Annotated in this window: 26 protein-coding genes; 21 read left to right on the plus strand and 5 right to left on the minus strand. The window is 41.2% G+C overall.

What is annotated here, in order from left to right:
* Positions 1 to 97 precede the first annotated feature (97 nt).
* Both G4417_RS09180 and bsh read right to left on the minus strand, forming a co-directional pair.
* A complete protein-coding gene (locus G4417_RS09180) occupies positions 98 to 1,609 on the minus strand; it encodes an ATP-binding protein (RefSeq protein WP_173683651.1) in 1,512 nt (503 codons plus the stop codon).
* Between the two features lie 122 nt (positions 1,610 to 1,731).
* Entirely contained in the window at positions 1,732 to 2,709 is a 978-nt protein-coding gene (bsh, locus tag G4417_RS09185; RefSeq protein ID WP_008706993.1) for a choloylglycine hydrolase, read from the minus strand.
* Between the two features lie 269 nt (positions 2,710 to 2,978).
* On the opposite strand from bsh, the gene yicI reads away from it, so the two are divergent.
* From yicI to G4417_RS09250, 13 genes are all read left to right on the plus strand, one after another.
* Entirely contained in the window at positions 2,979 to 5,333 is a 2,355-nt protein-coding gene (yicI, locus tag G4417_RS09190) for an alpha-xylosidase (protein ID WP_173683650.1), read from the plus strand.
* A gap of 230 nt (positions 5,334 to 5,563) precedes the next feature.
* Complete coding sequence (locus G4417_RS09195) at positions 5,564 to 6,064, plus strand: prepilin peptidase (RefSeq protein WP_243872105.1); 501 nt, start codon at positions 5,564 to 5,566, stop codon at positions 6,062 to 6,064.
* Entirely contained in the window at positions 6,061 to 7,074 is a 1,014-nt protein-coding gene (locus G4417_RS09200; RefSeq protein ID WP_243872106.1) for a hypothetical protein, read from the plus strand. The genes G4417_RS09195 and G4417_RS09200 overlap by 4 nt, the downstream gene beginning before the upstream one ends.
* Positions 7,071 to 8,261 (plus strand): CpaF family protein, encoded by a 1,191-nt coding sequence (locus G4417_RS09205; protein WP_173683649.1) that lies wholly within the window; start codon positions 7,071 to 7,073, stop codon positions 8,259 to 8,261. Before G4417_RS09200 ends, G4417_RS09205 begins: the two co-directional genes overlap by 4 nt.
* Positions 8,258 to 9,031, plus strand: coding sequence for a type II secretion system F family protein (locus G4417_RS09210; protein WP_173683648.1), 774 nt, complete (start codon positions 8,258 to 8,260; stop codon positions 9,029 to 9,031). The genes G4417_RS09205 and G4417_RS09210 overlap by 4 nt, the downstream gene beginning before the upstream one ends.
* 8 nt (positions 9,032 to 9,039) lie before the next feature.
* Positions 9,040 to 10,074, plus strand: a complete 1,035-nt coding sequence (locus G4417_RS09215; protein WP_173683647.1) for a type II secretion system F family protein — start codon at positions 9,040 to 9,042, stop codon at positions 10,072 to 10,074.
* A 106-nt stretch (positions 10,075 to 10,180) separates the two neighbouring features.
* Positions 10,181 to 10,381, plus strand: coding sequence for a Flp1 family type IVb pilin (locus G4417_RS09220; protein WP_173683646.1), 201 nt, complete (start codon positions 10,181 to 10,183; stop codon positions 10,379 to 10,381).
* Positions 10,382 to 10,442: 61 nt separating this feature from the next.
* Positions 10,443 to 11,900 (plus strand): DUF5702 domain-containing protein, encoded by a 1,458-nt coding sequence (locus G4417_RS09225; RefSeq protein WP_243872107.1) that lies wholly within the window; start codon positions 10,443 to 10,445, stop codon positions 11,898 to 11,900.
* Between the two features lie 34 nt (positions 11,901 to 11,934).
* Positions 11,935 to 12,729 (plus strand): TadE/TadG family type IV pilus assembly protein, encoded by a 795-nt coding sequence (locus G4417_RS09230; protein WP_173683645.1) that lies wholly within the window; start codon positions 11,935 to 11,937, stop codon positions 12,727 to 12,729.
* 56 nt (positions 12,730 to 12,785) lie between these two features.
* On the plus strand, positions 12,786 to 13,211 hold the full coding sequence (locus tag G4417_RS09235) for a prepilin peptidase (RefSeq protein WP_243872108.1): 426 nt from the start codon (positions 12,786 to 12,788) through the stop codon (positions 13,209 to 13,211).
* Positions 13,208 to 13,648: a TadE family protein gene (locus tag G4417_RS09240; RefSeq protein WP_173683642.1), complete on the plus strand. Its 441-nt coding sequence runs from the start codon at positions 13,208 to 13,210 to the stop codon at positions 13,646 to 13,648. Before G4417_RS09235 ends, G4417_RS09240 begins: the two co-directional genes overlap by 4 nt.
* On the plus strand, positions 13,645 to 15,072 hold the full coding sequence (locus tag G4417_RS09245; protein ID WP_173683640.1) for a DUF6382 domain-containing protein: 1,428 nt from the start codon (positions 13,645 to 13,647) through the stop codon (positions 15,070 to 15,072). Before G4417_RS09240 ends, G4417_RS09245 begins: the two co-directional genes overlap by 4 nt.
* A 134-nt stretch (positions 15,073 to 15,206) precedes the next feature.
* On the plus strand, positions 15,207 to 15,878 hold the full coding sequence (locus G4417_RS09250) for a rhomboid family intramembrane serine protease (RefSeq protein ID WP_173683655.1): 672 nt from the start codon (positions 15,207 to 15,209) through the stop codon (positions 15,876 to 15,878).
* Here G4417_RS09250 and G4417_RS09255 read toward each other — a convergent pair.
* The gene (locus G4417_RS09255) at positions 15,851 to 16,531 is read right to left on the minus strand and encodes a sensor histidine kinase (protein WP_173683639.1); all 681 of its coding nucleotides are present in this window, start codon (positions 16,529 to 16,531) and stop codon (positions 15,851 to 15,853) included. The genes G4417_RS09250 and G4417_RS09255 overlap by 28 nt on opposite strands.
* A 117-nt stretch (positions 16,532 to 16,648) precedes the next feature.
* Here G4417_RS09255 and G4417_RS09260 point away from each other — a divergent pair, with 117 nt between their 5' ends.
* Positions 16,649 to 17,062, plus strand: coding sequence for an HIT family protein (locus G4417_RS09260; protein WP_173683638.1), 414 nt, complete (start codon positions 16,649 to 16,651; stop codon positions 17,060 to 17,062).
* A 24-nt stretch (positions 17,063 to 17,086) separates the two neighbouring features.
* Positions 17,087 to 17,620: an RNA polymerase sigma factor gene (locus G4417_RS09265; RefSeq protein WP_173683637.1), complete on the plus strand. Its 534-nt coding sequence runs from the start codon at positions 17,087 to 17,089 to the stop codon at positions 17,618 to 17,620.
* Here the strand turns inward: G4417_RS09265 and G4417_RS09270 are convergent, their stop codons facing one another.
* The gene (locus G4417_RS09270; protein ID WP_173683636.1) at positions 17,621 to 18,691 is read right to left on the minus strand and encodes an undecaprenyldiphospho-muramoylpentapeptide beta-N-acetylglucosaminyltransferase; all 1,071 of its coding nucleotides are present in this window, start codon (positions 18,689 to 18,691) and stop codon (positions 17,621 to 17,623) included.
* 189 nt (positions 18,692 to 18,880) lie between these two features.
* On the opposite strand from G4417_RS09270, the gene G4417_RS09275 reads away from it, so the two are divergent.
* Positions 18,881 to 19,375 (plus strand): hypothetical protein, encoded by a 495-nt coding sequence (locus tag G4417_RS09275; protein ID WP_173683635.1) that lies wholly within the window; start codon positions 18,881 to 18,883, stop codon positions 19,373 to 19,375.
* 291 nt (positions 19,376 to 19,666) lie between these two features.
* A complete protein-coding gene (locus G4417_RS09280; RefSeq protein ID WP_173683634.1) occupies positions 19,667 to 21,283 on the plus strand; it encodes an MBL fold metallo-hydrolase RNA specificity domain-containing protein in 1,617 nt (538 codons plus the stop codon).
* A 61-nt stretch (positions 21,284 to 21,344) separates the two neighbouring features.
* On the opposite strand, the gene G4417_RS09285 is transcribed toward G4417_RS09280, so the two are convergent.
* Positions 21,345 to 21,590: a TIGR03905 family TSCPD domain-containing protein gene (locus G4417_RS09285; protein WP_173683633.1), complete on the minus strand. Its 246-nt coding sequence runs from the start codon at positions 21,588 to 21,590 to the stop codon at positions 21,345 to 21,347.
* A 281-nt stretch (positions 21,591 to 21,871) separates the two neighbouring features.
* Here G4417_RS09285 and G4417_RS09290 point away from each other — a divergent pair, with 281 nt between their 5' ends.
* The 4 genes from G4417_RS09290 (at position 21,872) to G4417_RS09305 (ending at position 26,758) form a co-directional block, all read left to right on the plus strand.
* Complete coding sequence (locus tag G4417_RS09290; RefSeq protein WP_173683632.1) at positions 21,872 to 22,570, plus strand: 5'-methylthioadenosine/adenosylhomocysteine nucleosidase; 699 nt, start codon at positions 21,872 to 21,874, stop codon at positions 22,568 to 22,570.
* A 106-nt stretch (positions 22,571 to 22,676) separates the two neighbouring features.
* Complete coding sequence (locus tag G4417_RS09295) at positions 22,677 to 23,045, plus strand: hypothetical protein (RefSeq protein WP_173683631.1); 369 nt, start codon at positions 22,677 to 22,679, stop codon at positions 23,043 to 23,045.
* 99 nt (positions 23,046 to 23,144) lie between these two features.
* The gene (locus G4417_RS09300) at positions 23,145 to 24,305 is read left to right on the plus strand and encodes a class I SAM-dependent methyltransferase (protein WP_173683630.1); all 1,161 of its coding nucleotides are present in this window, start codon (positions 23,145 to 23,147) and stop codon (positions 24,303 to 24,305) included.
* Positions 24,305 to 26,758 carry a hypothetical protein gene (locus G4417_RS09305; protein ID WP_173683629.1) on the plus strand — a complete coding sequence of 818 codons (2,454 nt, stop codon included), beginning with the start codon at positions 24,305 to 24,307 and terminating at the stop codon, positions 26,756 to 26,758. Before G4417_RS09300 ends, G4417_RS09305 begins: the two co-directional genes overlap by 1 nt.
* Positions 26,759 to 26,770 lie beyond the last annotated feature (12 nt).

Raw genomic sequence — 26,770 nt, forward strand, 5'->3', positions numbered from 1 at the left:
TCAATAAAAAGCATCTTTGGATGGTCTGATGAAGGCTTTCCGTAGATGCTTTTATTGCTTTGTACCATGTTCTGACTTGTTTCTTAGCTGGTGAAAATTATTTTTGCAGAGTCCATTTTCTGTTTGAATTATTTCCAATTGGAGATACATCAGGTATTTCTTTTAAAATAGCCCGGGTTCGCGGAAGACTTAATCCAATATATTCAGCAATATCACTGGTTTTTGAGATATTGTTTTTAGATAAATACTCTCTGATTTTTTCTATATTTTCCAAAGTTTTTTGGTTTTGTTTTTTATGACAGGATTTATTCGCTTGTTTTTTATCGCTTGTTTTTATCGCTTGTTTTTTATCGCTTGTTTTTATCGCTTGTTTTTTATCGAAGCTAAGAATCAGAAGAGTTCTGTCTGGATCAAATTGTTCTTCTATAACTGGTTCAACCCAGCCTTGATTCTCCCATGTGTTAAAAATGTTGGGTACTCCGCTGCCGGCACGCTCGCCGATATTGATCAGATTAAACATTTTCATGAGTACTTTGTTGCGAGGATCAGAAATTCCCCCTTTTTTCATTTGTTGTTTTCCTGTTCTGGAATATCCTGGATTTTCAAATACTATTCTGTCAGCTTCTTTTCGGACTACAATGCCTCGAACACCATAAAAGTCTGCATTTATCAAACAGTTTGCGAGGGCTTCCCTCAATGCTTCATGTACGGGAGTATCATCAATACGGTTTCCATCGATTGTTTTAAAAGGTACCTTGATATCTTTAACAAGTTTATTATATACTCGGAAGTAAAAATCACATATATTACCGGACCATTCACCGGAACTTGACTGTAAGCGATCGGTCCAGCGTATAGTTGGATCCAGAATTTCACGATAATCTAAAAAATATTCAGGGAAATGTCGTACAATGTTATATTCATCTCCAAACATTAGCATTCCTGCAGCTGTTGGATGAAGGCATTTATCAATATTGGAAATGGCAGCAGCTCCTATGCTGCGTAAATATTCAGAATCATTTAAACGGCCAAATGGATGTGCAGGTTTAAGGGCTCGATGTCTGTTGCGATATCCCTGAATGGTTTCATAATTTAGGTCGCTTATTGGAACATCATCCAGTACATCCATATCCATAGTGTTGTCTGTCTGGTCGCGGAGCATGGCTTTCACCTGAAGTTTGGTACAATGATAGTCTCCTTCGTGATTTCTTCGAAATGTTCCGCCAAATATATCATCATTAATATACACAGGTTTTTGTTCTCTGTTTGCCATAGGAACATAAATCACGATGATAGTATCTTCATCCTTCTCATATATCTCTACATCCTGATCAGATAGAAGATTTACGTTGACCTTTTTTCGATTATTGATTGTATCCCAGAAATGTTTTAACAGCTTGTCCCTGTCTGTACTTTTTAAACCTGTAGTTCTCCAGGTTCCATCTTTGTTTTCGGCAACTCCCAGAATAATTACGCCGCCATAACAATTTGCAAAAGCAGAGTAAGTCTCCCATAAAGAAGAAGGAAGGCCGCCATTTGCTTTTTTTACTTCGCGCCGGTTATCTTCTTTATATAAGTTGAACTTTGTAATATCAAAAAAATGTACCATTGTTATTACCTCTTTTTGAAACCAATAATTTGTCCTTATTATACCGTACAGAACTGAAAAATGGCAATGGCTATAATTAAAGAGTCTTTGTCGAAATTGCCACAGGTATAGAGTGCTTCACATTAATTCTGGAAACAGATATTCTGTTTTGCGAGTACAGGATATCGGATTAGGACTGTTGTATCCAGATTTTCACGATGCATATCAACAGCATTGATCTGATGATTTTCATAGGTGGTATAATAATAAATTCCCTTTGTTGTGTTGCAGCAGGAAGTGTAGAGAGTGATCTCATATTTGCCTTTTGCTACTTCGCAGCAGCCACGCTGCTGATCTACGGAGCCGAGGATGTGGAAGAACTGGCTGACGCTTTCGAGTTCGGAGTCGCCAGATCTGGAGTTCATTTTTGTGAAGGCAACTTTGGCAAAGCGGGAGGCGGAGGAAAGGTCTCCCGGGAGGCCGAGGGCGCCCATACCGCGGCTGTAGGATTGGAGTTCTAATCCTGGAGCGAAGGTGTTCTCTGGTTGGCGAGGGGAGAGAGACTGGTAGTTGTTAAGCTGGAACATCTGCTGTGGGAAGGGTGGGTTATTGGTTAGTACCCCTACAGGATTTTCGTAGATATGGAGGCCGTCCTGCATGGATTCGATAACGAGGCAGCCGGAAGCATCTGCGAGGATCCAGTGGAGCTGAGCACATGGGAAGTTTTCACTGAACTGTGTGTTGGTGAGATTCATAGTTGAGAGTCTCTGGCGGGCTTCTTTTAAGGTGGCACACTGGCTGAGAATCCATGGGATGAATTCGAACTGGGCTACGTTTTCTTTGTCCGATACTGGTTCTGCATAGACTGCATTTCCTACGAAATTCAGACCTGCCATGCCGAGACCTTTTTCATTAATGGCATCATAGTAGAGTGGATAGTCTCCGGCCACATGAGCCATTCCGATGATGGCATAGTGAGAGTCAGGGGCTTTATCAGAATGACGGAAATGGAATGGGTAGTTTCGTGGTGTGATGGTGATTTCATCACCGTAGGAAAATTCATAATCAAGGGTTCTGCCGAAATAGAAATCTTTTGTTTTATAAGTTGCTGCTGTGCACATATTTTCTTACCTCCTGGTGCCAAAATAGATATACTTGTAGAACGTGTATATTTTGAAGAATATTACCACAATCTTTTGTTTTTATGCAATATACAGATTTTTGTTTTTGCACAGATAAAAATTGGGTTATATTGCTGGTAAGAAAAAGAATCATGATGTATACTGGTATCAGATAATTATTCAGCAGTCCGTTATCCCGCGAGGTACTGAAAGAGTTTCAATTTCGGAAAATAAGCAAATCATAAGATTAAAAGCAAGGAGGATCAGGAATGAAGTTCACAGAAGGTTACTGGGAGAAAAATGAACGCGCAAACGCATCCTATGCGATGCAGGCTTTTACAGCGGAGGCAATTCCGGGAGGAATGAGAATTGTTTCTCCATTCCGCCAGATCATAGACAGAGGCGGTGCTCTGGATGTAGGAACTATCACTACAGAATTTACTTCTGCACGTAAAGATATCATCAGCGTAAGAAGTTATCATTATGAAGGTTATGTAAAAGGTGAGCCAAGATATGAGCTGAATGAGGATCCGCAGGAAACAGAGGTTGAGATTACAGAAGATGAAGCTGTGATGAAAGCCGGAAGAATGACAGTAAGAGTGGACTTGAAAGACTTTAAGATCACATATGAAGCAGATGGAAAAGTTCTCACAAACATCGGATTCCGCAATCTTGGCTATATGCAGTATGACAGAGCTACTCTGACAAAATTCCCGGAACCAAACTATATGGCAGCACAGTATCAGCCATATATGGTGACAGAGCTTTCTCTTGCACCGGGAGAATGTGTATATGGTCTGGGTGAGAGATTTACAGCGTTTGTAAAGAACGGTCAGGTTGTTGATATCTGGAATGAAGATGGCGGTACAGCTTCTCAGATTTCTTATAAAAATATTCCGTTCTATGTAACAAGCAAACATTATGGCGTATTCGTAGACCACAGTGATCATGTTTCCTTCGAAGTTGCAAGTGAAAAGGTTGAGAATGTGGGATTCTCTGTGAAAGGTGAAGAGATCAGATATCATATTATTTACGGAGATGACATTAAGGGTGTGATCGAGAACTACACAGATCTTACAGGAAAACCGGCATTGCCGCCTGCATGGTCCTTTGGATTATGGCTTTCCACATCCTTTACAACAAACTATGATGAAGAGACGACCAATTCCTTTATCCAGGGAATGGCAGACAGAGATATTCCATTGAGTGTATTCCATTTTGACTGTTTCTGGATGAAAGAGTTCCACTGGTGTGATTTTGAATGGGATTCCAGAATCTTCCCGGATGTACCGGGAATGCTGAAACGTTATAAGGATAAAGGACTTAAGATCTGTGTATGGATCAATCCATATATTGCACAGGGAACTAACTTCTTTAAAGAGGGTCTGGAGAACGGATACCTGGTACAGCGTGCAGACGGAAGAGGAATCAAGCAAATCGACAACTGGCAGCCTGGCATGGGCCTGGTTGACTTTACAAATCCGGATGCAGTGAAGTGGTATCAGAATAAGCTGAAAACTTTGCTTGATATGGGTGTTGACTGTTTCAAGACAGACTTTGGCGAGAGAATTCCGGTCGATGTGAAATATTATGACGGTTCAGATCCGGTTTCTATGCATAATTATTATACGTACCTTTACAACAAGGCAGTATTTGATCTGCTGAAGGAAGTAAAGGGTGAAGGTGAAGCAATCCTTTTTGCAAGAAGTGCGACAGCAGGCGGACAGCAGTTCCCGGTTCACTGGGGCGGTGACTGTTCTGCAACCTATGCCTCCATGGCTGAGAGCTTAAGAGGTGGTCTGTCCTTTACTTTATCAGGATTCTCCTTCTGGAGTCATGATATGGGCGGATTTGAAATGACAGCAGCACCGGATGTATACAAACGCTGGCTGCAGTTTGGTCTTCTTTCCACACACAGCCGTCTCCATGGTTCCAAGAGTTATCGTGTACCGTGGCTGTTTGATGAAGAAGCTGTAGATGTATGCCGTAAGTTTACAAAGCTGAAATTAAGATTACTCCCATATCTGTATTCTATGGCTGTAAAATCACACAAGACAGGTATTCCGTCCATGCGTGCAATGATCATGGAATTTAACGATGATCCTGCAACCAAATATCTGGATATGCAGTATATGTTAGGTGACAGTATTCTGGTTGCACCAATCTTCAACAAAGAAGGTCATGCAGAATATTATCTGCCGGCAGGAAAATGGACTCATCTTTTAAGCGGAGAAGTCAAAGAAGGCGGAAGATGGTATGAAGAAGATTATGATTTTTCTTCACTGCCTGTATTTGTAAGAGAGAATACTCTGCTTCCGATTGGTGCTGTAGATACTACCGTTGATTATGAACTGGAGAAAGATGTACAGATTCAGGTTTATGAAGTAAATGAAACTGCATCCTGTGAGGTAGTGACGCGTAAAGGAGAGACAGCTTTTACAGTAAAAGCTGTAAGAGAGGGAAATAAACTCACTCTGGAAGCTTCAGCAGAAAATGGAGGTATGACCTATCTGCTGAGAAATATTCATGAAATAGCTGATGTTACTGGTGGAAGCATAGTGAAAGATACAGAAAATGGTATTATCATTGTACCGGAAGGATGCAGAATGGAAATTGAACTCTAATTGACAGGTAACAAGTTTATAAATATTTTAGAAATTCGACAAAAAATAGGACTGGACAAATCAATTGTCCGGTCCTATAATAATACTCACCAGAGGTCTTCTGGTAGTTCAATCTCGCCGGTTCGGCGGTAAATTCCACTTTTACTTATTATGAAACACGAAAGAATGAAGCATCTGTTTTTTGTTGCTAAATAAAACTGTAGGAAAGGCAGGCGGTGCAGTATGATTTTTTGAAACTTTTTCCTGTAGCAGTTGCCGGAATTTCCGTAATCATGGATATTCGCACTGCAAAGGTTGATAATGGCTGGATTCTGTTTTCTATGTTTATTGGAATGTTTATCCGTGTCTGGCAGAAAGGCATTGCAGGACTCGGTCATTTTGTTATGGGAAGTGTAACACCTTTATTTCTTATTGTTCTGTTTGTCTTCGGAATGATAGGTGCGGGAGATATTAAATTGTTCTGCGTACTTGGAGGCATTCTGGGACCCGGAGCTGTCCTGAAGTGTATTTTCAGTTCTTTTATTGCGGGTACATGTATTGCGGCCGTGCTTCTGATCATCCATCGCAATTTCTGCGAAAGAATCCTTTATTTTATCAGATATGCAGAAACTACGGTCACTACCGGAAAGATTACACCTTACAGAAAGGGAAACATTTCAGCTCCTGAGAATTTTCATTTTACAGTTCCCATTTTGGTAAGCGTGCTGTTATACGCAGGAGGTATCTATTGAAGAAAAATATTTTTGCAGTATGTGATCTGGAAGTGGAATATGCACTGAATTTCATGGATTATCTGAATCAGAAAAAAAATATTCCCTTTGAGATACAGGCATTTACAACTGTAGAGAATCTGATCACTTACGGGAAACACACACATATAGAGTTGCTGTTGATTTCCGGACGTGCCATGTGCAAAGAAATCCGGGAGTTAGATATTGGAAAAGTTATTATTCTTTCAGAAGGAGTACATCCTCCTGAACTTGACCAGTATCCAAGTGTGTATAAATATCAGTCTTCTTCTGATGTGCTCCGTGAAGTAATGGCATGTTATGGTGCTGAAAAAAAGACCATGTCAGATCAGCTTGCGGTATTAAAAAAGACAACAGAGATCCTTGGCGTATTTTCTCCCCTGGGGCGCTGCCTGAAAACTTCCTTTGCACTTACACTCGGACAGATCCTTGCGAAAGACAAAGCAGTTCTGTATCTGAATCTGGAGGAATATTCCGGGTTTGAAGAACTTATGGGAAGAGGCTTTGATCACAATTTAAGTGACCTTCTCTATTATGTGAGGCAGGATAATCAGAATCTTCTTTATAAAATGAACAGTATGATACAGACAGTCAATAATCTGGATTACATTCCGCCTGTGCAGATGCCGGCAGACATTCGCACAACAGCCTGGCAGGACTGGGAACGGCTTTTGCAGATGATTATGCTTGACAGTTCCTATGAGGTGATCGTGCTGGATATCGGATGTGGGATTGATGAGAATTTCCAGCTGCTCGATCTGTGTAAGAAGATTTATATGCCTGTATTGTCTGATGCAGTATCCCAGTGCAAAATTGCTCAGTTTGAGAATCAGGTGAGAATCTGGGATTATCCACAGATACTGGAGAAAATACAGAAGATAAGCCTGCCTTTTCATATGGTGACGGAACCGTCGCCTTCTTATATAGAACAACTGCCCTGGAGTGAACTTGGTGATTATGTGCGGAATCTGCTGAGAAAGGAAAAAGGATGAATAGAGATGTATTTAGAACCTTGCGCCAGATGCTGATGGAACAACTGGATCTGTCCAGAGAATTGTCGGATAAAGAAATCCTTGATGTGATCGATGAGCTGATCCTGAATCAGATAAAAGATGTCCGGCTTGCATTAAAGGATAAGGTGCAGCTTCGTCAGGAACTGTTTTATTCTGTCCGCAAGCTGGATGTGCTTCAGGAACTGGTCGATGATGAAACTGTGACAGAGATTATGGTAAACGGACCGGATACAATTTTCGTAGAACGGGGCGGTAAACTGATCCGATGGCATAAGAGCTTTACATCCGCCGAAAAACTGGAGGATGTGATTCAGCAGATAGTAGGTAAATGTAACCGTGTGATTAATGAATCCATGCCTATCGTGGATGCGAGACTGGAAAATGGATCCAGAGTAAATGCTGTGATCTATCCGGTTGCATTAAATGGGCCAATCCTTACGATACGGCGTTTTCCCGAACACCCCATTACAATGGAGAAGCTGATCGCGCTGGGAAGCATTACACAGGAATGTGCACAGTTTTTACAGAAGCTTGTGAAAGCCAGATATTCCATGATCATAGGAGGAGGAACCGGAAGCGGAAAGACCACATTTCTTGCAGCTATGTCAGAATATATTCCTGCAGATGAAAGGCTGATCACAATAGAAGATAACGCAGAACTGCGCATCAGAGGAATTGATAATCTTGTCCGGCTGGAAGCAAAGATGGCTAATATGGAAGGTGCGGTATCAGTTACGATCAGGGATCTGATTAAATCTGCGTTGCGAATGCGCCCTGACAGGATTATTGTGGGTGAGGTCCGGGGTGGCGAAGCTATGGATATGCTCCAGGCACTTAATACAGGTCATGAGGGGTCCTTATCAACAGCGCATGCAAATTCAGCGAAAGATATGCTGTCCCGCCTGGAAACAATGGTGCTGATGGGGGTTGACCTTCCGTTGGAGGCTATCCGCAGACAGATTGCATCTGGTGTAGATATTCTGATACATCTGGGACGAATGAGAGATAAATCCAGGAAATTACTGGAAGTAACGGAAGTATGTGGCTTTGAGAATGGAGAGATCCAGATCAGGCCGCTGTATCAATGGCAGGAAGGAAAAGGTCTGGTAAAGACTGATTCCCTCCTGCAGGTGGAAAAACTGGAAAGAGCGGGGATTGAATTATGAAAGGGAAAAAGAAAGAACAGTTATATCTGAAACAAGATTATGATGATTATCATTTCTCTCTGAAAGAATTTCTGAAATATCTGGGGCAGGCACTGGCATTGTGTATTATGGCAGACTATCTTTTTTATAAAAATATCTGGGTACTGTTTCTTATGCTTCCTGTTCCTGTATTTTATCTGAAATGGCAGAGGAAACAACTGATCAGGGAGCGCAGAAAGAAATTGAATTATCAGTTTAAAGATGCATTGGTTTCACTAAGCGTTGCAGTTCAGGCGGGATATTCTGTTGAGAGTGCGGTGAAAGCCTGTGTCAGAGATCTGGAACGCTTGTATGGGCGTGGAACAGATGTTGTAGAGGAGTTCCGCTATATTGAGAGCCAGCAGCGTCTCAGTGTGCCGTTGGAGGAGTTGTTTCTGGATTTTGGAGAAAGAAGCCAGATAGAAGATATTGAGAATTTTGCATCTGTTTTTTATACAGCTAAGCGTACAGGCGGTGATATGAACCGTGTGATCCAGAAAGTAACCCGCATGCTTGGCGATAAGATTGATGTGAAACGGGAGATAGAAGCTACTCTGGCAGCTAAAAAGTCAGAACAGATGATCATGAGTCTTATGCCTGTGGGAATTATCTTATATCTTCAGATGACTTCTCCGGGTTTCTTGAATGTTCTTTATGGAAATCCCTTTGGAATTGCAGCAATGAGTATATGTCTTGCGATTTATGCCACAGCATACTGGCTTGGCAGAAAGATTGTAGATATTGAGGTGTGACAGTAAAAATGTGGGTACATATTGTCATTTTTGTTATGATTCTGTGCGTATTGACCGGGTGGAAGAAAGGCTGGATTCCCTCTTCAGGTATTGGAGGCAGAGAAGGAATCAGACTTTTTGCGGCAGTGGCAATATCCGGAAATCTGCTTGGTATGGTTCTTACGGCAGGAAACGGCAGACAGGTGTATCCTCAGGGATATCGTCTGGAAAAGGAGGCGTCAGGATCATATGAGAAAGAATTTATGGTATCCGTGGATGGAGAAGACCAGGGAACCCTGTACATTCAGGTACCGGAAAAAGAACTGGAAGAAGAGGAAGAACCGCAGCAGGACAGGAAACTGACAGGAGAGGAGCAGGCGAAAAAAGATCTGGCAGAAGCGGTAGCCCGTTACAATGAACAGAAAAATGATCCGGATTATTATTATCTTCCAGATAAACTGGACGGGAAAAAAATAAAGTGGGAAATACCTGCAGATACTTCGGGGATGCTGCTGACAGGATTGTTTCTGGCAGCGGCTATGGTAATTCTGGTTATGAAGGGAAGAGAAGAACAGGTTAAGCTTCAGAAGAGATATGAAGAACTTCTCCTGGATTATCCCGGACTGATCATGAAATTCACTTTACTTGTCCAGGCAGGAATGACGGTAAGAAAAGCTTTTCAGAAAATTTCACTGGATTATGGCAGAAAGAAAAAGAAAAAACCAAGATCTGCTTATGATGAAATACAGGTTATATGTTATGAAATGGAAAGCGGAGTTTCTGAGAGTGAAGCATACCGGAGATTTGGAGAAAGATGTGGACAGGTAAAATATAAGACGTTTGCAACCCTTCTGATACAGAATCTTCAGAAAGGCAGCAGACAGATGGCTGATATGCTGGAGAGAGAATCCATGGAAGCGTGGGAAGAACGCAAGAGAAAGGCGAGGGTTCTCGGAGAAGCGGCAGCAACAAAATTACTGCTTCCCATGATGATGATGCTTGTTGTTGTGATGGCAATCGTTATGATTCCTGCGTTTCTGTCCTTTTATGGAGGAACCGGATGAAAGGAATGTTGTTTCTGTAACGGATATGTGAGGCAGGAGAGACTTAGCAGTACTGTGGAGATGGAAATATAGAATGAGATGTGAATGAAACATACGGAGGAAAAAGATGAGACAATTAATACAGAGAACAGTGAAACTGAAAGGGCTGTTGCAAAGATTTGCAGAGGAAGAAGATGCAGTAGGTGTTGTGGAAATCATTTTGATTCTTGTAGTCCTGATCGGACTTGTCATTATTTTCAAAGAGCAGATTACTAATCTGGTACAGAGTATTCTCTCAAAAATTGCCAAACAGAGTAATTCTATTTAACCGGAATATCTGCTTCACTTCTGGATATATCAGAGAAAAAAGGAGGAGGTGTACTTCCTGTATGAAATGTCAAAGAGCGAAAAAAGGAAGCATTACAGTATTTCTGGCACTGATTCTAAGCCTGCTTCTGTCGCTTGTGTGTACCAGCATAGAATCTGTTCGTATGGCATCTGCAAGAACGCAGATTCTGAACGGTATGGATATTGGACTGTATTCAGTATTCGGACAATATGATAAGAAACTTCTTGAAGAATACGATTTGTTTGCACTTGACGGGTCCATGGGAGGAGGACAGATAAAACTTGCAAAGGTATGCGATAATCTGGAATCCTATATGAAACCTGTGCTGAAACAGAACAGTCAGAATCTTAAATTGAAGCAGAGCGGTCTTACCGGATATCGACTTTTCACAGATAATAACGGAGAAGTTTTCTATCAGCAGATTGTTCAGTATATGCAGGAGACTCTTGGCAGTCAGGGAGTACAGATTCTTCTTAACAAAATGTCAGACCGTAAGAGAAAAACAGAAGAGGCAGATTTGAAAGCAAGTCAGGCAGAATCAGGGGGTTCCATAGACCGTTATGATGCAGAAATAGATCAGGCTTCTCAGAAAAGTCAGCAGGCAGCAGAAGAAGCGGAACAGAATCAACAGGAACAGAATCAACAGGAACAGGTAAATAATCCGATCACGGTTATAAAAAGAATTATGAAAATGGGAATCCTGGAACTGGTTTTGCCATCCGGGAGAGGTCTGTCTACCCGCGAAATCGACAGAAGTATGTTAGTCTCCGGGAGAAAACTTCAGCAGGGAATGGCAATGCCTGATGGTGTGACAGAAGAGAACAGTTATACTTCTAATGTTTTATATCAGCAGTATCTTATGAATCATCTGGGAAATTACATCAGTCCGGCAGAAGAAGGACTTGCATATCCGATGGAATATATTTATGCAGGAAAAAGCAGCGATTTTGATAATCTTAAATCTGTGGCATCAAAGCTGCTTTTTATCCGTGAGGGAGTAAATTTTGCCGGTCTTATGGCTGACAATGTGAAAAGATCAGAAGCACAGGCACTGGCAACAGCTATTGCAGCGGGATTTCTCGTTCCGCCTGCGGCTGTGGTGATAGAGACAACATTGCTTTTATGCTGGGCTTTTGCAGAAAGCGTGTTGGATGTGCGGGAGCTTTTGGCAGGTGGCAGGATTCCTCTCGTAAAAACTTCGGCAGACTGGCAGATTTCACTGTCAAATCTTGGAAACCTGATGGAAGGACTGGATTCTATGAGGAGAAATAATGATCATGGAGTGTCTTATGAAGATTATCTTCAGATTCTGCTCTTATCTGTGGCAAAAGAAAAGAAAGTAGTAAGAGGGATGGATATGATTGAAAATACCATAAGAAATAAAGGAAGGGCACATTTTCAGATGGATTCCTGTATTGTGGCACTGGAAGCATTTGCCGATGTAAAAGCAAATAAGAAAAAGGAATTTCATGTGATACGCCAATATTGTTACGAATGAACTATAGCTCAGGAGTGAAAAGAGGTGCAAAAAGATGCTTTTACAGGACAAAAATAAGGGAATTGCAGAAATCAGAAAAAAAGATAGAAAAATCTATGAAAGGGAAAAGTGCTCTCTGAAAAAAATAAAGAAAATATGGAAGATAAATCCTGTAAAAGTGTCTTTTTGCACCTTGTTCAGAAGAAAAGCAGATACATTGAGAAAGGGAAGTCTGGCAGTAGAAACTGTTTTTGTTCTGCCGTTGTTCTTTCTTGGAATGGTGACTTTGATTTCTTTTATGGATATATATAAGCTCCAGACAGAACATCTGACTGCGCTTTGCACCAGAGCGAAGCAGGCGGGAATGTATGCATACATTGCAGGGGAAAGTTCTGTCGGGGATATCACTCTGCCGGATATTTATACATATAAAGCTTTTGGAGGACTGATACCACTTTCGGAGGTTGTAGTTTACAACCATGTAAAGGTTCATGCCTGGACAGGAACAGAATATCAGGACAATGGGGGAGAGCAGGGAGAAACGGAACAGATGGTGTATGTAACAGAATCCGGAAGTGTTTATCACAGAAATCCCGGCTGCAGTTATCTGAACGTTTCGTTAAAGCAGATTCCGGGAAGTGCAGTAAAGTCTGCAGGAAATCAGTACGGGGAACATTATTCAGCGTGCGAAATATGCAGCAGAAACCAGAACCCGGCAGGAGTTGTATATGTGACAGAGAGAGGAAACAGGTATCATAATCTGGAATCCTGCAGTGGGCTGAAACGGACAGTCCGGCTGGTGAAAGCTTCATCTGTTCAGGAAATGGGGGCCTGCAGCAGATGTGGATAAGATAAGTGAAGTGAAGAGGTTTATGTGTCTGGACGAGGCAGAAGGGGATGAGCAGAATGGAGATAAACTCTGTAAAAGATATATGTGTACTGATTTTTCTGGGGATAAACTCATGGACAGATATCAGGAAAAGACAGGTATCTTTACTGAGTATTGTAATATTTGCGATATGTGGGACTGCATGGAGTATCAGCAGTAAAGTGAAGGTACTGGATTTTTTTCTGTGTGCAGGAATCGGTCTGGTATTTGTCGGGATCAGCATTTTTACAGAGGATGCAGTGGGTATGGGGGATGGATGGCTGATTATGGCTCTGGGAACAGTCATGCAGCCTGTGGAACTTTTTTCCATTATTTTTATTGCGGTTATGTGCAGTGCAGTATGGGCCGGAATTACACTGGCAATATTTCACAGAAAGGGATGCACGGAAATTCCGTTTGTTCCTTTTTTGCTGATTGGTTATCTGGGAGGAATGATTTTATGAAAGAAAAAATCAGAAAAGGAAGTCTGACTGTTGAGTCTGCCTGTGTTATGTCTTTGATTTTGCTTGTGATCATGGGGCTTATTTATCTGAGCTTTTTTGTGCATAACAGAGCATGGCTGACAGCGGCAGCCTATGAATCGGCAGTGAGTGGAAGTATGGAAGGGATTAAGAGGACCGGTCAGGTATATGATACAGCCAGGATGCGGAGCGAAGAACTGGGAAGTGCGGGATTTTTCGGAGCAGAGAATCTGAGTACACAGACCAATGTGGGAAAAGAAGTACAGGTGACATATGATCTGGATACGATTTCTTCATACGGAAATTTTAACTGGCATTTACGGACAGAAGGAACATCGGCTATTATAGATCCTGTAAAGCATATCCGTAAGATGAGAGCCGCTGCGGCAGTTCTGAAAGAAATGGGGGATCAGAAGTGAGGGCAGAATATAAAAGAGATATGAATCACAATTATCTGATCCTTTACGGAGAAGATGAGATAAATACAGATGCTTATCAGGTGCGGATGCTGGTGGGGAATGTGATTCCTTCTGTTCTTAAATGCAGGATACAGGGAATGGATGGAAGGTTTCTGATTTATTTTGATATTACCTCAAAACAGGCTTTGAATATTTTGTATGAAGAACGGAAGATGAAAATTGAGGATTTGAATCTGATTTTTGGAGGGTTTGTGCAGGTTATGGAGGATGCTGCAGAGTATCTGATAAATCCGGGGCAGTTTCTCTTGTCTCCTGAATATATGTATGCTGATGTTGAAAAAAAGAAGATATATTTCTGCATGATGCCAGGGTATGAAAAAGACATAAAGAACCAGTTTCAGCTTCTGGCAGAATATATCCTTCCGAAGATTGACCATGAGGACAGCCAGGCTGTACTCCTTGGGTATGGTGTATATAAGCGGACCATGGAGGATTGTTTTCATCTGGAACATATTAAAGAAGAACTGTACAAAGTCCAGGGACAGAAGGACAGGGAGAAGGAAGCGGAAAAAGATATATGGAAATCCGGTGAGGAGAATCAGGATGTTTTGAATATTCATATACAGGAGGATTATCTGGAAGATGATGAACCGGGAATGGAATTTGTAAGAGAGGGCGAAGCACCGAAAAAAAGGGGGCTGCTGTATAAAGCAGGCATGATTGGAGTTGCAGCAGTTTTACTGTGTCTGATAACTGTGGCTGTATTATTCGGATATCTGCCATATATGGAAACCGGAACTGTACTTGGGATCATAATTGTTCTGGCTGCGGGAGTTATGCTTGTGACATATATTATAAAAAAGAAAAAAAATCCCGGCATTTATCCGCGAAAAAATATAAGGGAAAGAGAGAATGAAACATTACGGAAAAAAACAAAAACAAATACGGCAGATTATGATAAAAGCGGATCAGATGCAGAATGGTTTGGCAGAGACAGTCTGGAGATGTCTGAAATAAATAAAGTAAAACAGCAGATTCCAACGGAGGAAAAAAGGGAAAAACGGCTATATGAACAGTCACATCCGGATTATGGAGAAACTGTTGTACTGTCTGCCGGTGCAGTGTCCGGTCCTGCCAGTCTGGTGAGCAAAGAACCGGGAGAACTGGCAACTATTTATTTAAATGAGGATCTTACAGTAATCGGTAAACTGGAGAATGCCTGTGATGCAGTAATCGATTTGCCTACAGTAAGTCGTATTCATGCGAAAATCAGAAAGAGAGAGGAGGCTTATTATCTGACAGATATGAATTCCAGAAATGGCACATCTGTAAATGGGCGTTTGCTCAGACCGGAGGAGGAATATCAGCTTGAGCCGGAAGATGAAATAGATTTTGCCCAGGCGAGATACATATTTTTGTCATAAATGTTTTGAAAAAATACAGGATGTCTGCTACAATTGACAGTAGCGGCCCGGATGAGCTGCTGTTGATGTAATGATATGAAGAATGTTAATGTTCGCTCCATTTACAGCAACGTGTTTCGCGATGCATGGGACATATGCTGAGTGTGTGGACAGTAACTGGAAACGGCAAAACAGAAAAGAGGCAGATATTGGAAGAATTAAAGAAAGAGCCGGTTACAGTATTTCTTATATTAATCAATATGCTTGTATTTGTGATAACAGAGCTGACGGGCGGAACTGAAGATACTATGCATATGCTTCGGTGTGGAGCTGCTTATACACCGGCTATTATCCAGGGAGAGTATTACAGGATTTTTACAAGTATGTTCCTGCATTTTGGAATGCAGCATCTTGCGAATAATATGCTGGTGCTTTTTGTGCTTGGAGGAAGACTGGAACGTACAACAGGGAAGCTGAAATATCTGCTGATCTATCTTCTGGGAGGAGCAGGAGGAAACCTGCTATGCGTATTTCTGGAATTAAACCACGGAGATTTTGCAGTGTCAGCGGGTGCATCCGGTGCAGTGTTTGCAGTAATGGGTGCCATGATCTATGCTGTGATCAGAGGAAAAGGACATATTGAAGATCTTTCGGCCAGACAGGTAGTGATCATGGCTGCGTTTTCACTCTATTTCGGATTTACCAGTGAAGGAGTAGACAATGCAGCGCATGTAGGCGGTCTGCTCTGTGGCTTTATACTGGCAGTATTGCTTTATCATCCTTCACGGAAATATTCCGGTCATATCTCAGAAAGACAGGGAAGATAGAGAGAAAAAGTAGTTCCCTGCTTCGGCGTACTGGTTACTTTGATCTGACCATGATGGGCAGCCATGATTTCTGATGTTACCGCCAGGCCAAGACCGGTTCCCTCTGATTTATAGGTAACAAAGGGCTGAAAGATGTTGGCTGTCTGAGTTTCGGTCATTCCACATCCATTGTCTTTTATTGAGATACAGATGCGGTCATTGATTTTTCGAAGACCAACAGTGATTTTCCCTCCGGGATAGCTGATCGCCTCGCAGGAATTTCTGATCAGATTAAAAATAGCCTGACGCATTTTTATGCGGTCCAGAAGAATCTGTGGGGAAACATCTTCTATATGTATTTCCAAAGTGATTCCCAGATAATCCAACATTGTTTTTTCGCAGGATAAAATAGTGGTCAGAAATTCTTTCGGGTCTGTAGGGACAAGATTGACAGTTTGGGAATGACTGAAATCAGAAAGTTCATTCAATAATTCCTTTACGTAATCAAGATTATCCATCAGACTGTCCCATTGTCTGCAACTGCATAATTCGGGATGGGAATCAGCCATTAACTGAAGTTCGCTGCTTATAAGCGCTATGGGGTTGCGGATTTCATGTGACAGTCTGGACAGAATAAAGCTAAAATCTTTTTTCAATTGTTTTGTTGTTTCCATTGTATATCATCACCTCAGGAAAAGTGTACCATTGCAAAATTTCTGCTGCAACTGATTTCATCGTGGAAATTTCGCACTTAATCGACATTGGTGTAATTTAAGAAAGAAGGACTTAAAATGGATAACTGTATTTTTTGTAAAATAGCTAATGGGGAAATTCCTGCGGCAACACTTTATGAGGATGAGGATTTTCGTGTAATTCTTGACCTTGGTCCTGCAAGTAAAGGTCATGCGTTAATCCTTCCTAAAGCTCATGCTGCCAATATTTATGAATTATCAGATGAAATGGCTGCAAAGGCTATGATTCTTGCAAAGAAAATGGCAACAGCAATGACAGAAGCGCTTAAATGTGATGGATTTAATATTGTGCAGAATAATGGAGAGTGTGCAGGACAGACTGTATTTCATTTCCATATGCATCTGATTCCAAGATATCAGGGTGATACTGTTGGAATTACCTGGACTCCGGGTGAACTGAGTGATCAGGACAAAGAGGAGATTCTGTCAAAAGTCAGAGCGCAATTGTCTTAATGCTCTGATCTTACATAAGATAAAATGGAGAATATAGATTTTGTAAACATTTACAGGGAATACCGTACCAAGGTAATTGATATTGCGGAAACGGTTCTGCATGACAGAAATGAGGCAGAGGATGTCTGTCAGGACGTATTTGAAATTCTGTATAACATGGGTGAAACGGCAGATTTTTCTGACGACGTGAAACTGAATAAGCTGATCACCCGTATGAGTTTCAACAAAGCTCTGGACTATTATAAAAGGGCTTTCAGAAAATATGAATATGTTGATTCCGATGAACTGATGGCAGTTGCTGAATTGAAGGTACAAAGTGGTGGAAATGTAGATGAGATTATTCTTGCTCTGGAAACGGAGGGATATCTGAAGACAATCTTTCACAGGTTGCGTGAGAAGAAAAGGATTGATTATGAAATCTATGTCAGTGTAACGTTATATGACATACCATCGCGTCTCGTTGCCGAACATTATCATATCACAGAGAATAATGTGAATAATAAAGTAATGAGAACGAGACGCTGGCTTGCCAGAGAATATAAAAAGATATTCGGATAATTATTGCCTGTTTGCACAGTCCTCGATCAGGCCGGTGATTTTTTCGATAGAGTTCATATGACTGCTCTCTGACATGGCATCGATATAGGACTGTCTGTTCTGATACAGTTCGCGGATTGAATTGAGGAGAGTACTTTCGGTAATCTCTTCTTCTTCCAGAACCATGCTGTATCCCTGACGTTCAAAGGAACGTGCATTGAGAATCTGGTCACCACGGCTGGCATTTGCGGAAAGAGGGATCAGAAGATTTGGTTTTTTGAGAGCATTCAGTTCGCAGATCGCATTGGCACCTGCACGGGAGATAACAATATCAGCCAGGGCAAAGAGATCTGCCAGTTCCTGTTTGATATATTCGTATTGTACATAACCTTTGGTATCTTTGAGACTCTCGTCCATTTTTCCCTTACCGCACAGATGAATGACCTGAAATTCCTTCAGAAGTTCAGGAAGGATTTTGCGGATGTTCTCGTTGACAGATGCAGCACCAAGGCTGCCGCCGATAACCATGAGTACAGGTTTTTCGTCTGTGAAACCACAGAATCTGCGGGCAGCTTCCTTGTCTCCGCTTAATAACTCCTGACGGATGGGAGTTCCTGTGAGAACAGCCTTGTCAGCAGGAAGATTTTTCACTGTTTCCGGGAAGTTACAGCATACTTTTGAAGCGGATGGGATGCAGAGCTTGTTGGCAAGACCCGGAGTCATGTCTGATTCATGGATAATGGCAGGGATTTTAAGTTTGCCGGCTGCGATAACGACAGGTACGGTTACGAATCCGCCTTTGGAAAAGACAACATCAGGTTTCAATTGCTTTAATAATTTTTTTGCTTCGCTGAAGCCTTTTAATACACGGAATGGGTCAGTGAAGTTTTTGAGATCAAAATAACGTCTCAGTTTGCCGGAAGAGATTCCATAATAAGGAATATTCATTTCTTCAATAAGCTTTTTTTCGATTCCATCGTAGGAACCGATGTAGGAAATGTCGTATCCAAGTTCTTTTAAACGTGGGATTAAAGCGATATTAGGTGTAACATGTCCGGCCGTACCGCCGCCGGTGAGAACAATATGTTTCATAGAGATTCCTCCTGTTTCCTTCTGTTACAGTTCATAAAATAATGCATTCGATCCGGTGTTACTGTGGAGGCTTTCGATTGCATTATTTTCGGAATTGTTATAAAAATATAGTATATTAGCAAATAGCTACGTATAGTCACTATTTACTATGAACCAGCAAGGGAGAATTGTCAAGGAAAGTTGTGGATTATGGAGAATAAAATAAACGAAAAGATAAAAGATAATCATAGTACCGGAAGAGGTCAGGATGTGGAAAACCGGCATGAAGAACAGACAGACCGCAGGCTCAGGGAACTGTATGATGCAGAAACCGGGATTCTTGAGGCTGCATTGCTGAAAGCAGCAGGCAAGAGTTCCTGGGAGGAATTCCCGCGGGAATCAGAAGCAAAGATACAGGAGGGGTATGACAGATTAGTAGCCCGGCTCAGAGAAAAGGGAGAATACAGAGAAACGTTGCCCGAAAACCGAAATACGGAAAAGTTGAAACAAATACAGGAAGTAAAAGAAAATTTTGACGGATGTCAAAATGAGTGGAACAGAACTCACAGATTTCTGAAACCGGCAGCAGCCGTAGCAGCCGCTGCCATGTTTACTGCACTGGTGGGAATGACCATAATTGCAGATTCTGAATCCTGGTATACGCCCGTAAATTCTGAGGAAACATCTTTCCCGGAAAAAAAATAAAAAAATTTTCATTTTTTTGTGATATTTATCATTTTGATTCGTATTATTTATGTAGTGGGAGTTTACAGAAGCATCAGAAACGGAAGTAAACGTGTTTGCGGTAACTGACAGGAATCTGATAAAAATACCAGCAATATTTTTAAATTTCCGGTGGCAAACGCACTGAAAGGCGAAAGCGGTCAAAAAAAGATTTGCTTTCGCCTTTTGTTTTCAGAAAAGATGCTGTTAATATCTTTTATTGTATTGTATAATAAATGCAGTAATAAAAAAAGTCTGGAAGGAGGTTTTCTTATGAAGATTACTTTTATAGGAGCAACTCATGAGGTTACGGGATCCTGTTACTATCTGGAAGCAGCAGGACATAAATTTCTTGTAGACTGTGGTATGGAACAAGGTCCGGACTACTATGAAAATACGGAAATACCGGTGGCTCTGGGGGAAATTGAGTTTGTTCTTCTTACCCATGCGCATATAGATCATTCAGGTAATCTTCCTGCTATTTACGCAAAAGGGTTTAAAGGACCTGTATATGCCACAGAGGCAACCAGCCATCTGTGTGATATCATGTTAAGAGACAGTGCACATATTCAGATGTTTGAAGCAGAATGGCGAAACCGTAAGGGAAGACGTGAGGGCAAACCTGAATTTGTACCGGCATATACAATGGAAGATGCAATGGGTGTGATCAGAAATTTTGTGGGATGTCCGTATAATAAAGTGATCACTCCGGCTGATGGAATTTCCGTACGTTTTATTGATGCCGGACATCTTCTTGGCTCGGCGAGTATAGAACTGACACTCCGGGAAAATGGGATTGAAAAAACCATTGTATTTTCGGGCGATATTGGAAATACCGGTCAGCCTCTGATCAAGGATCCGGAATATCTGCATCATGCAGATTATGTAGTTATGGAATCAACCTACGGTGACCGCAGCCATGGGGAAAAACCTGACTATGTACAGCTCCTTGCAAAAATTATCCAGGAAACCTTTGACAGAGGAGGAAATCTGGTAATGCCGTCTTTTGCAGTAGGCCGTACACAGGAAATGCTGTATTTTATCAGACAGATCAAGGCAGATAATCTGATACACGGACATGACGATTTCAAGGTATATGTAGACAGTCCTCTGGCAAATGAGGCGACTACTATTTTCTCCGAGCATCAGTATGACTGCTTTGATGAAGAAGCAATGGAACTGATTAGAAAGGGAATTAATCCGATCAGTTTTCCGGGTCTGAAGATTTCTGTTACAAGTGATGATTCCAAAGCGATTAATTTTGATGCGGAGCCAAAGGTGATCATTTCAGCAAGTGGTATGTGTGATGCGGGACGTATCAAACATCATCTGAAGCATAATCTGTGGGAATCCAGAAATACAATTTTGTTTGTAGGCTATCAGGCAGTGGGAACTCTTGGAAGGGCATTGCTTGAAGGTGCATCAGATGTAAAGCTTTTCGGAGAACCGATCCATGTGGCGGCACATATCTGCCAGATGCCGGGAATCAGCGGTCATGCAGATGTCAATGGTTTGCTGGACTGGGCGAAAGCTTATGAAGAGAAACCGCAGAAAGTTTTTGTTACTCATGGAGAGGACACGGTTACTGAAATTTTTGCCAAGAGACTGAAGGATGATCTGGGTTATGATACCATGGCACCTTTCAGCGGTACGGTTTATGATCTGGCAGATAATGTATGTATTTATGAGGCAAAGGGTGTAAAGATACAGAAAGCATCTGTATCGCCAAAGACTGCGAGAGCTGCAAGGGCATTTGAAAAGCTTCTGGCACTTGGCTACAGACTGTTGTCAGTGATCAAGAAGAATGAAGGAACTCCTAATAAAGATCTGGAACGTTTTTCAAGAGAAGTCCAGTCTTTATGTGATAAATGGGACAGAACAGATATCTGACACATAAAATAATAATATCCCGCGAAAACTATATTCCAGACAGCTTTCGCGGGATAAAATTTTATTTATTCAGCACTTGCTCCAATGCAATGGAGAGCTGATCCGGACATGAAGTGTTTTTGAAACCACATTTGATTCCTTTCAGTCTGCTAATCACTTCATCAGCATCCATTCCCTCTACAAGACTTGCAACTCCCTGGGTATTTCCGCTGCATCCGCCGATAAAACGTACATTATGGACCTTATGGGCATCATCTACTTCAAATTCGATATGGCTTGCACATACGCCCTTTGTTTTGTATGTCATGGTATGATTCCTCCTGTGTTAAGATTGCTTATATGAGACAGCTCATTCACCTGCCTGATGAAAACTGCCGGTTGATCTGTCGCTGTCCATAATATTATAGCAGAACTTAAAAAAAGTTTCCATATAAATTAAAGATTTGCTATAATAGAAAAGCATGTAAGTGTTACAGCTTATATATTACTGTTATAAATGATCTGATATTCATGGATTGCTCGCTGACAAGCAGCCTGGGCAATTCTGATATCACAAAAATTACAATTATAAAGAAGAGGTATTTTAATATGAAATGTATCGGAATTATCGGAGCAATGGAACAGGAAGTTGCCAGAATTAAAGAAAAAATGCAGGATGTAAAGATTACATCCAGAGCATCCATGGACTTTTACGAAGGAACTCTGGAAGGTAAGAAAGTAGTTGTGGTACGTTCCGGGATCGGTAAGGTAAATGCAGGTATGTGTACACAGATCCTTGCAGACGTTTTTGGTGTAGAAGCAGTGATCAATACAGGAATCGCCGGAAGCCTGAACAATGATGTAAATATCGGAGATATTGTTCTGTCCACAGATGTTCTGCATCATGATATGGATGCAACAGGATTCGGCTATAAAAAGGGTCAGATTCCACAGATGGAGGAGTTTTCCTTCCCGGCTGATGAGAAGCTTCGCAAAATGGCTGCAAAAGTATGCAAAGAAGTGAATCCGGAAATCAGCGTATTTGAAGGCCGGATCTGTTCTGGAGATCAGTTTATCTCAGATAAAGGTGTCAAAGATGCAATTATCTCGGAGTTTGGCGGATTTGCAGTAGAAATGGAAGGAGCTGCCATAGGACAGGCTGCTTATCTTAACCATATTCCGTTCCTTGTAGTAAGAGCAATTTCTGATAAAGCAGACGGAAGCGCCAATATGGATTATGCAGAATTTGAAATGGCGGCAATTGAACACAGTGTGAAATTAACAGTAAAAATGATTGAGGAACTGTAATTTACAGGATCAATGAAACAAGGTGGTATGCAGATAGATCCCGGCACAGTATGCAGTACTTTGCATATACTGAAATAGATAATTGAAAAGAATGCAGGGTCATACTATGTATTTGCAAGAATATTTTCCATTTTATACCACATATTCCAATCCTTTTTTGTATGAGGGCGAACGGCTGCAGGAGAGAGAATTTAACCTGATGAAATCCTATTATCCCAGGACTGTACAGCGTATTCAGGAGAAAATAGAAGAAGAATGTGATCTTCTGGACTATGAGGGAAGCCGTCTTTATGATGAATATCCGGATAAATATATGCTTTATCATCTTGGCAGCAGGATCAGAGAAAGTATGGAGCCGGAAATAAGCACTCAGGCGATCAGGGAGGATTTTCTGGACGAACTGATACAGGTAATGCTCTGTCAGGAGGTATCCAGAAGGAGATGCCGCAGACACCGCTGCAGGAGATATTTTTAAAGCAAACCATAATTGTTTCAGTGTTAAAAAGGCAGGATGTTGAACAGTTACAGTAAGTTATATATTAATTGATAATGATATCGACAGACAGAAAGAATAATGAAAAATTTAAGAGAATATTTAGAAGAACAGATAAATGAAAATCTGATACAGGCTGTTCTGAGTGCCGGAAGAAATAAAAACGGCATATCAAAAGTAAAGATACGTCCGATCCGGCTGAAAGGACAGATCTGTTATCAGGCATCTGCTACACAGGGACAGAAAATTCTGCACAGGAACTATGGACGTATGGAACTGATCGAATATCTGGAAGCTGAACTCGCAGAGAATTTCAGACAGTTTCAGGCACAGGGGGCAGAGACTGACGGAGTAGTCCTTGTAAGTAAAAAAGGTAAAATGACCATTAAGCAGAAGCATCATGAACAGAAAGAAAAGGTTCAGATTCAGGCACATAACCGGGTAAAACAGTACATTCTTAAAGAAGGAGTACCGGTTCCGTTTCTGATCGATCTGGGAGTTATGAACGCTCAGGGAAAAATCGTTCATGCCAGATATGACAAATTCAGGCAGATCAATCGCTTTCTTGAATTTATTGAGGATGTGCTTCCAAGACTTTCAAGAGAACGGGAAGTGACAATTCTGGATTTTGGGTGTGGAAAGAGTTATCTTACTTTTGCCATGTATTATTATTTAAGAGAATTAAAGGGATATGATGTCAATATTATTGGCCTTGATCTGAAAATGGATGTTATAGAGAAATGCAATTCTCTGGCACTCAGATATGGTTATGAGAAGCTGCATTTTTATCATGGTGATATTGCCGATTATGAGGGAGTATCCTCTGTGGATATGGTAGTGACACTTCACGCCTGTGATACAGCCACAGACTATGCACTTGCCAAAGCCGTGGAATGGGGTGCTGAGGTGATCCTTTCCGTACCCTGCTGTCAGCATGAGGTTAATAAACAGATTAAGAATGAAATGCTGGAGCCGGTTCTGCGATATGGAATCCTGAAGGAGAGAATGTCTGCACTGATCACAGATGCAGTGCGTGCCAATCTTCTGGAGAATAAAGGCTATGATACACAGATCCTGGAATTTATCGATATGGAGCATACGCCTAAGAATCTCCTGATCAGAGCTGTGAAAACAGGAAAAAAACAGGATGAACGTAAGATGCAGGAAATGCTTACAGCCTTAAATATCCATCCCACACTGGACAGACTTCTGAATGAAAAAGAGCAGGAAGGGAGTGTGTAATGAAAAGGATACTGAAAAAAGCAGGTATTCTTCTGCTGGTATTCCTGCTTGGAACAGTGGGTACTGCACTGCTTCTTAACAGTGAGTTTACAGATAACCGTTCTGATTTCAATGATGCGGTGTTTCCGGAAGTCATGATAGATATGAACGGTACACTGATAAACCGGATGTATGGATATGCGCAGCCTATGCAGACTGATTTTACCAGAGACAGTGTGACACCTCTGGATACTTCAAAGAAGCTGACATTTAAGGTTAATCCGTATGATTCGGAGGTGCAAAGTTTTTCTTATGAAATCCGTACATCTGATGGAAGTAAGGTTCTCGAAAATAAGAAAATAAAAAATCTGTCAAAAGAGGACGGCTATCTGTCTGTTGATGTGGAAATAGGCAGTGATCTGCGCATGAATCAGGAATATTCCATGCAGATTGCACTGGAAATGAAGGAAAGTACTGCATATTATTACACGAGAGTTGTTTCCAGATCTCAGGTGCATGCGTCGGATTATGCAGCTTTTGTAAAATATTTTTGTGAAGCGTGTCTGGATAAAAATTCTGCAGATGCACTGGGCAGTTATCTGGAGCCAAAAACAACAGGAGCGTCAACGAATTATTCGGGAATCAATATTAATTCGTCTCTGAGTGAGGTCAGTTGGGGAACTCTGGCACCACAACTGCGCCAGGAGGGGATTCCTGTCATTAAAGAAATCAATGAAACAACTGCCAGTGTTACGTTGGAATATCAGATCACATCTCAGAATGAGAATGAGGAGACAGAAATATATGATGTAAAAGAATTCTACAGAATGAAATATCAGGACACCAGAATTTATCTGCTGGATTTCCGGCGCTCTGCAAATCAGGTATTTGACGGTACACTTCCTGTCTGCTCTGATGACGGAATTATCCTTGGTGTGCGGGATAAAAATGTAGAATATATGATGAATGATGCTGCTACTGTGATAGCTTTTGTTCAGGAGGGGGACTTGTGGTCCTATTCACCGGGTAATGAAAAGATAAATCAGATTTTCAGTTTCAGAAAAGCAGAAGATGGGGATTTCCGCGACTCCAGAACTCAGCATGATATCAAGATCGTCAGAGTAACTGATGAGGGGGATATTGATTTCGTACTTTATGGATATATGAACAGAGGAAGCCATGAAGGATACGAAGGTATTGGGGTTTATCATTACAATCATGATAAAAATGTGGCAGAAGAAAGAGCATTTATCCCTGTATCAGAGTCATTTGAATTTCTGAAGAAAGATCTTGAAAAATTATCTTATGTCAATGAAAAAAATGAGTTGTTTCTCATTCTGGCGAAGAATCTTTACAAAATCAATATTGAAGATAATTCCAGTGAGATTCTTGAAAAAGGAATAAAAAATGCGAATTTTGTATCATCTGACAACAATGATCATGCAGCCTGGCTGGTTTCAGAGGGTGATGAAAAAGGAAACATCAAAGAAATTGATTTTGATACCTGTAAGACACGGCTGATCGCACCGCAAAAAGAGCAGAAGCTCCGCACTGTCGGATTTATGAATGAAGATCTGATTTATGGAATTCTGGATAAATCAGATATTCTTAAAGATGAAGAAGGACATAAATCTGTGGGAATCCGTACTTTGCGTATTGAAGATTTTGATGGAAATGTAAAAAAAGAATATAAGAAAGACGGACTTTATATCACGGATATTTCTGTTGGAGATACTTTGATCGAGTTTGAACTTTCCGCGAAATCAGGAGATACTTCCTATGTTGCCCAGAAGAAAGACACGATCATGAATAATAAAAAGGCAGCGGCAAATACGGTCAGAACGGAACTTGTTTCCGCATCCAGGACAGGTGTTCGTGTAAAACTGGTATTTAATATGACGAAACAGACAGATTCACCGCTGACTATGTATGCGAAGGTAAGCAGTACGGATAAAAAAGATATTGTGCTCGATACACAGATTCCACAGGAAACCGCATATTATGTCTATGGTCAGGGTGAACTGGACAGTATTTATACAGATCCGGCAAAAGCTGTACAGCGTGCTGATACACTGGGAGGTGTAGTGCTGAACCGTGCACAGCAGTATGTATGGGAACGTGGCAATAAAAAAACGAAAATACAGATAGGTACAGAAGAACTTCCTGACATACTCCTTCAGGGAACTTATGACATCAAAACCCTGAAAAAGAGTCTTAAGAAAACAGGTACAGTGATCGATCTTTCAGGATGCAGTCTGGACAATGTATTGTATGAAGTAAGCGCACAGCGTCCTGTGATTGCCAAAACCGGAACCAATACAAGTGTGCTGATCGTAGGATATGATGAATATAATACGTATTTGTACGATCCGGTTAAGAAAGAGACATATCCATATGGACTGAATGACAGTACAGATCTGTTCCAGAAGGCCGGAAATGTATTTATCACCTATATAGAAAAGGTAAATTACTGATAATAAATCATA

This window comes from Blautia wexlerae, assembly GCF_013300825.1.
Classification (GTDB): Bacteria; Bacillota; Clostridia; order Lachnospirales; family Lachnospiraceae; genus Blautia_A; species Blautia_A wexlerae_B.

Coding starts and splice junctions, on each gene's coding strand:
- G4417_RS09180 (WP_173683651.1), bottom strand. CDS start 1,609: ATGGTACATTTTTTTGATATTACAAAGTTCAACTTATATAAAGAAGAT.
- bsh (WP_008706993.1), bottom strand. CDS start 2,709: ATGTGCACAGCAGCAACTTATAAAACAAAAGATTTCTATTTCGGCAGA.
- yicI (WP_173683650.1), top strand. CDS start 2,979: ATGAAGTTCACAGAAGGTTACTGGGAGAAAAATGAACGCGCAAACGCA.
- G4417_RS09205 (WP_173683649.1), top strand. CDS start 7,071: ATGAATAGAGATGTATTTAGAACCTTGCGCCAGATGCTGATGGAACAA.
- G4417_RS09210 (WP_173683648.1), top strand. CDS start 8,258: ATGAAAGGGAAAAAGAAAGAACAGTTATATCTGAAACAAGATTATGAT.
- G4417_RS09215 (WP_173683647.1), top strand. CDS start 9,040: ATGTGGGTACATATTGTCATTTTTGTTATGATTCTGTGCGTATTGACC.
- G4417_RS09220 (WP_173683646.1), top strand. CDS start 10,181: ATGAGACAATTAATACAGAGAACAGTGAAACTGAAAGGGCTGTTGCAA.
- G4417_RS09225 (WP_243872107.1), top strand. CDS start 10,443: ATGAAATGTCAAAGAGCGAAAAAAGGAAGCATTACAGTATTTCTGGCA.
- G4417_RS09230 (WP_173683645.1), top strand. CDS start 11,935: ATGCTTTTACAGGACAAAAATAAGGGAATTGCAGAAATCAGAAAAAAA.
- G4417_RS09235 (WP_243872108.1), top strand. CDS start 12,786: ATGGAGATAAACTCTGTAAAAGATATATGTGTACTGATTTTTCTGGGG.
- G4417_RS09240 (WP_173683642.1), top strand. CDS start 13,208: ATGAAAGAAAAAATCAGAAAAGGAAGTCTGACTGTTGAGTCTGCCTGT.
- G4417_RS09250 (WP_173683655.1), top strand. CDS start 15,207: ATGCTGAGTGTGTGGACAGTAACTGGAAACGGCAAAACAGAAAAGAGG.
- G4417_RS09255 (WP_173683639.1), bottom strand. CDS start 16,531: ATGGAAACAACAAAACAATTGAAAAAAGATTTTAGCTTTATTCTGTCC.
- G4417_RS09260 (WP_173683638.1), top strand. CDS start 16,649: ATGGATAACTGTATTTTTTGTAAAATAGCTAATGGGGAAATTCCTGCG.
- G4417_RS09265 (WP_173683637.1), top strand. CDS start 17,087: ATGGAGAATATAGATTTTGTAAACATTTACAGGGAATACCGTACCAAG.
- G4417_RS09270 (WP_173683636.1), bottom strand. CDS start 18,691: ATGAAACATATTGTTCTCACCGGCGGCGGTACGGCCGGACATGTTACA.
- G4417_RS09275 (WP_173683635.1), top strand. CDS start 18,881: ATGGAGAATAAAATAAACGAAAAGATAAAAGATAATCATAGTACCGGA.
- G4417_RS09280 (WP_173683634.1), top strand. CDS start 19,667: ATGAAGATTACTTTTATAGGAGCAACTCATGAGGTTACGGGATCCTGT.
- G4417_RS09285 (WP_173683633.1), bottom strand. CDS start 21,590: ATGACATACAAAACAAAGGGCGTATGTGCAAGCCATATCGAATTTGAA.
- G4417_RS09290 (WP_173683632.1), top strand. CDS start 21,872: ATGAAATGTATCGGAATTATCGGAGCAATGGAACAGGAAGTTGCCAGA.
- G4417_RS09295 (WP_173683631.1), top strand. CDS start 22,677: ATGTATTTGCAAGAATATTTTCCATTTTATACCACATATTCCAATCCT.
- G4417_RS09300 (WP_173683630.1), top strand. CDS start 23,145: ATGAAAAATTTAAGAGAATATTTAGAAGAACAGATAAATGAAAATCTG.
- G4417_RS09305 (WP_173683629.1), top strand. CDS start 24,305: ATGAAAAGGATACTGAAAAAAGCAGGTATTCTTCTGCTGGTATTCCTG.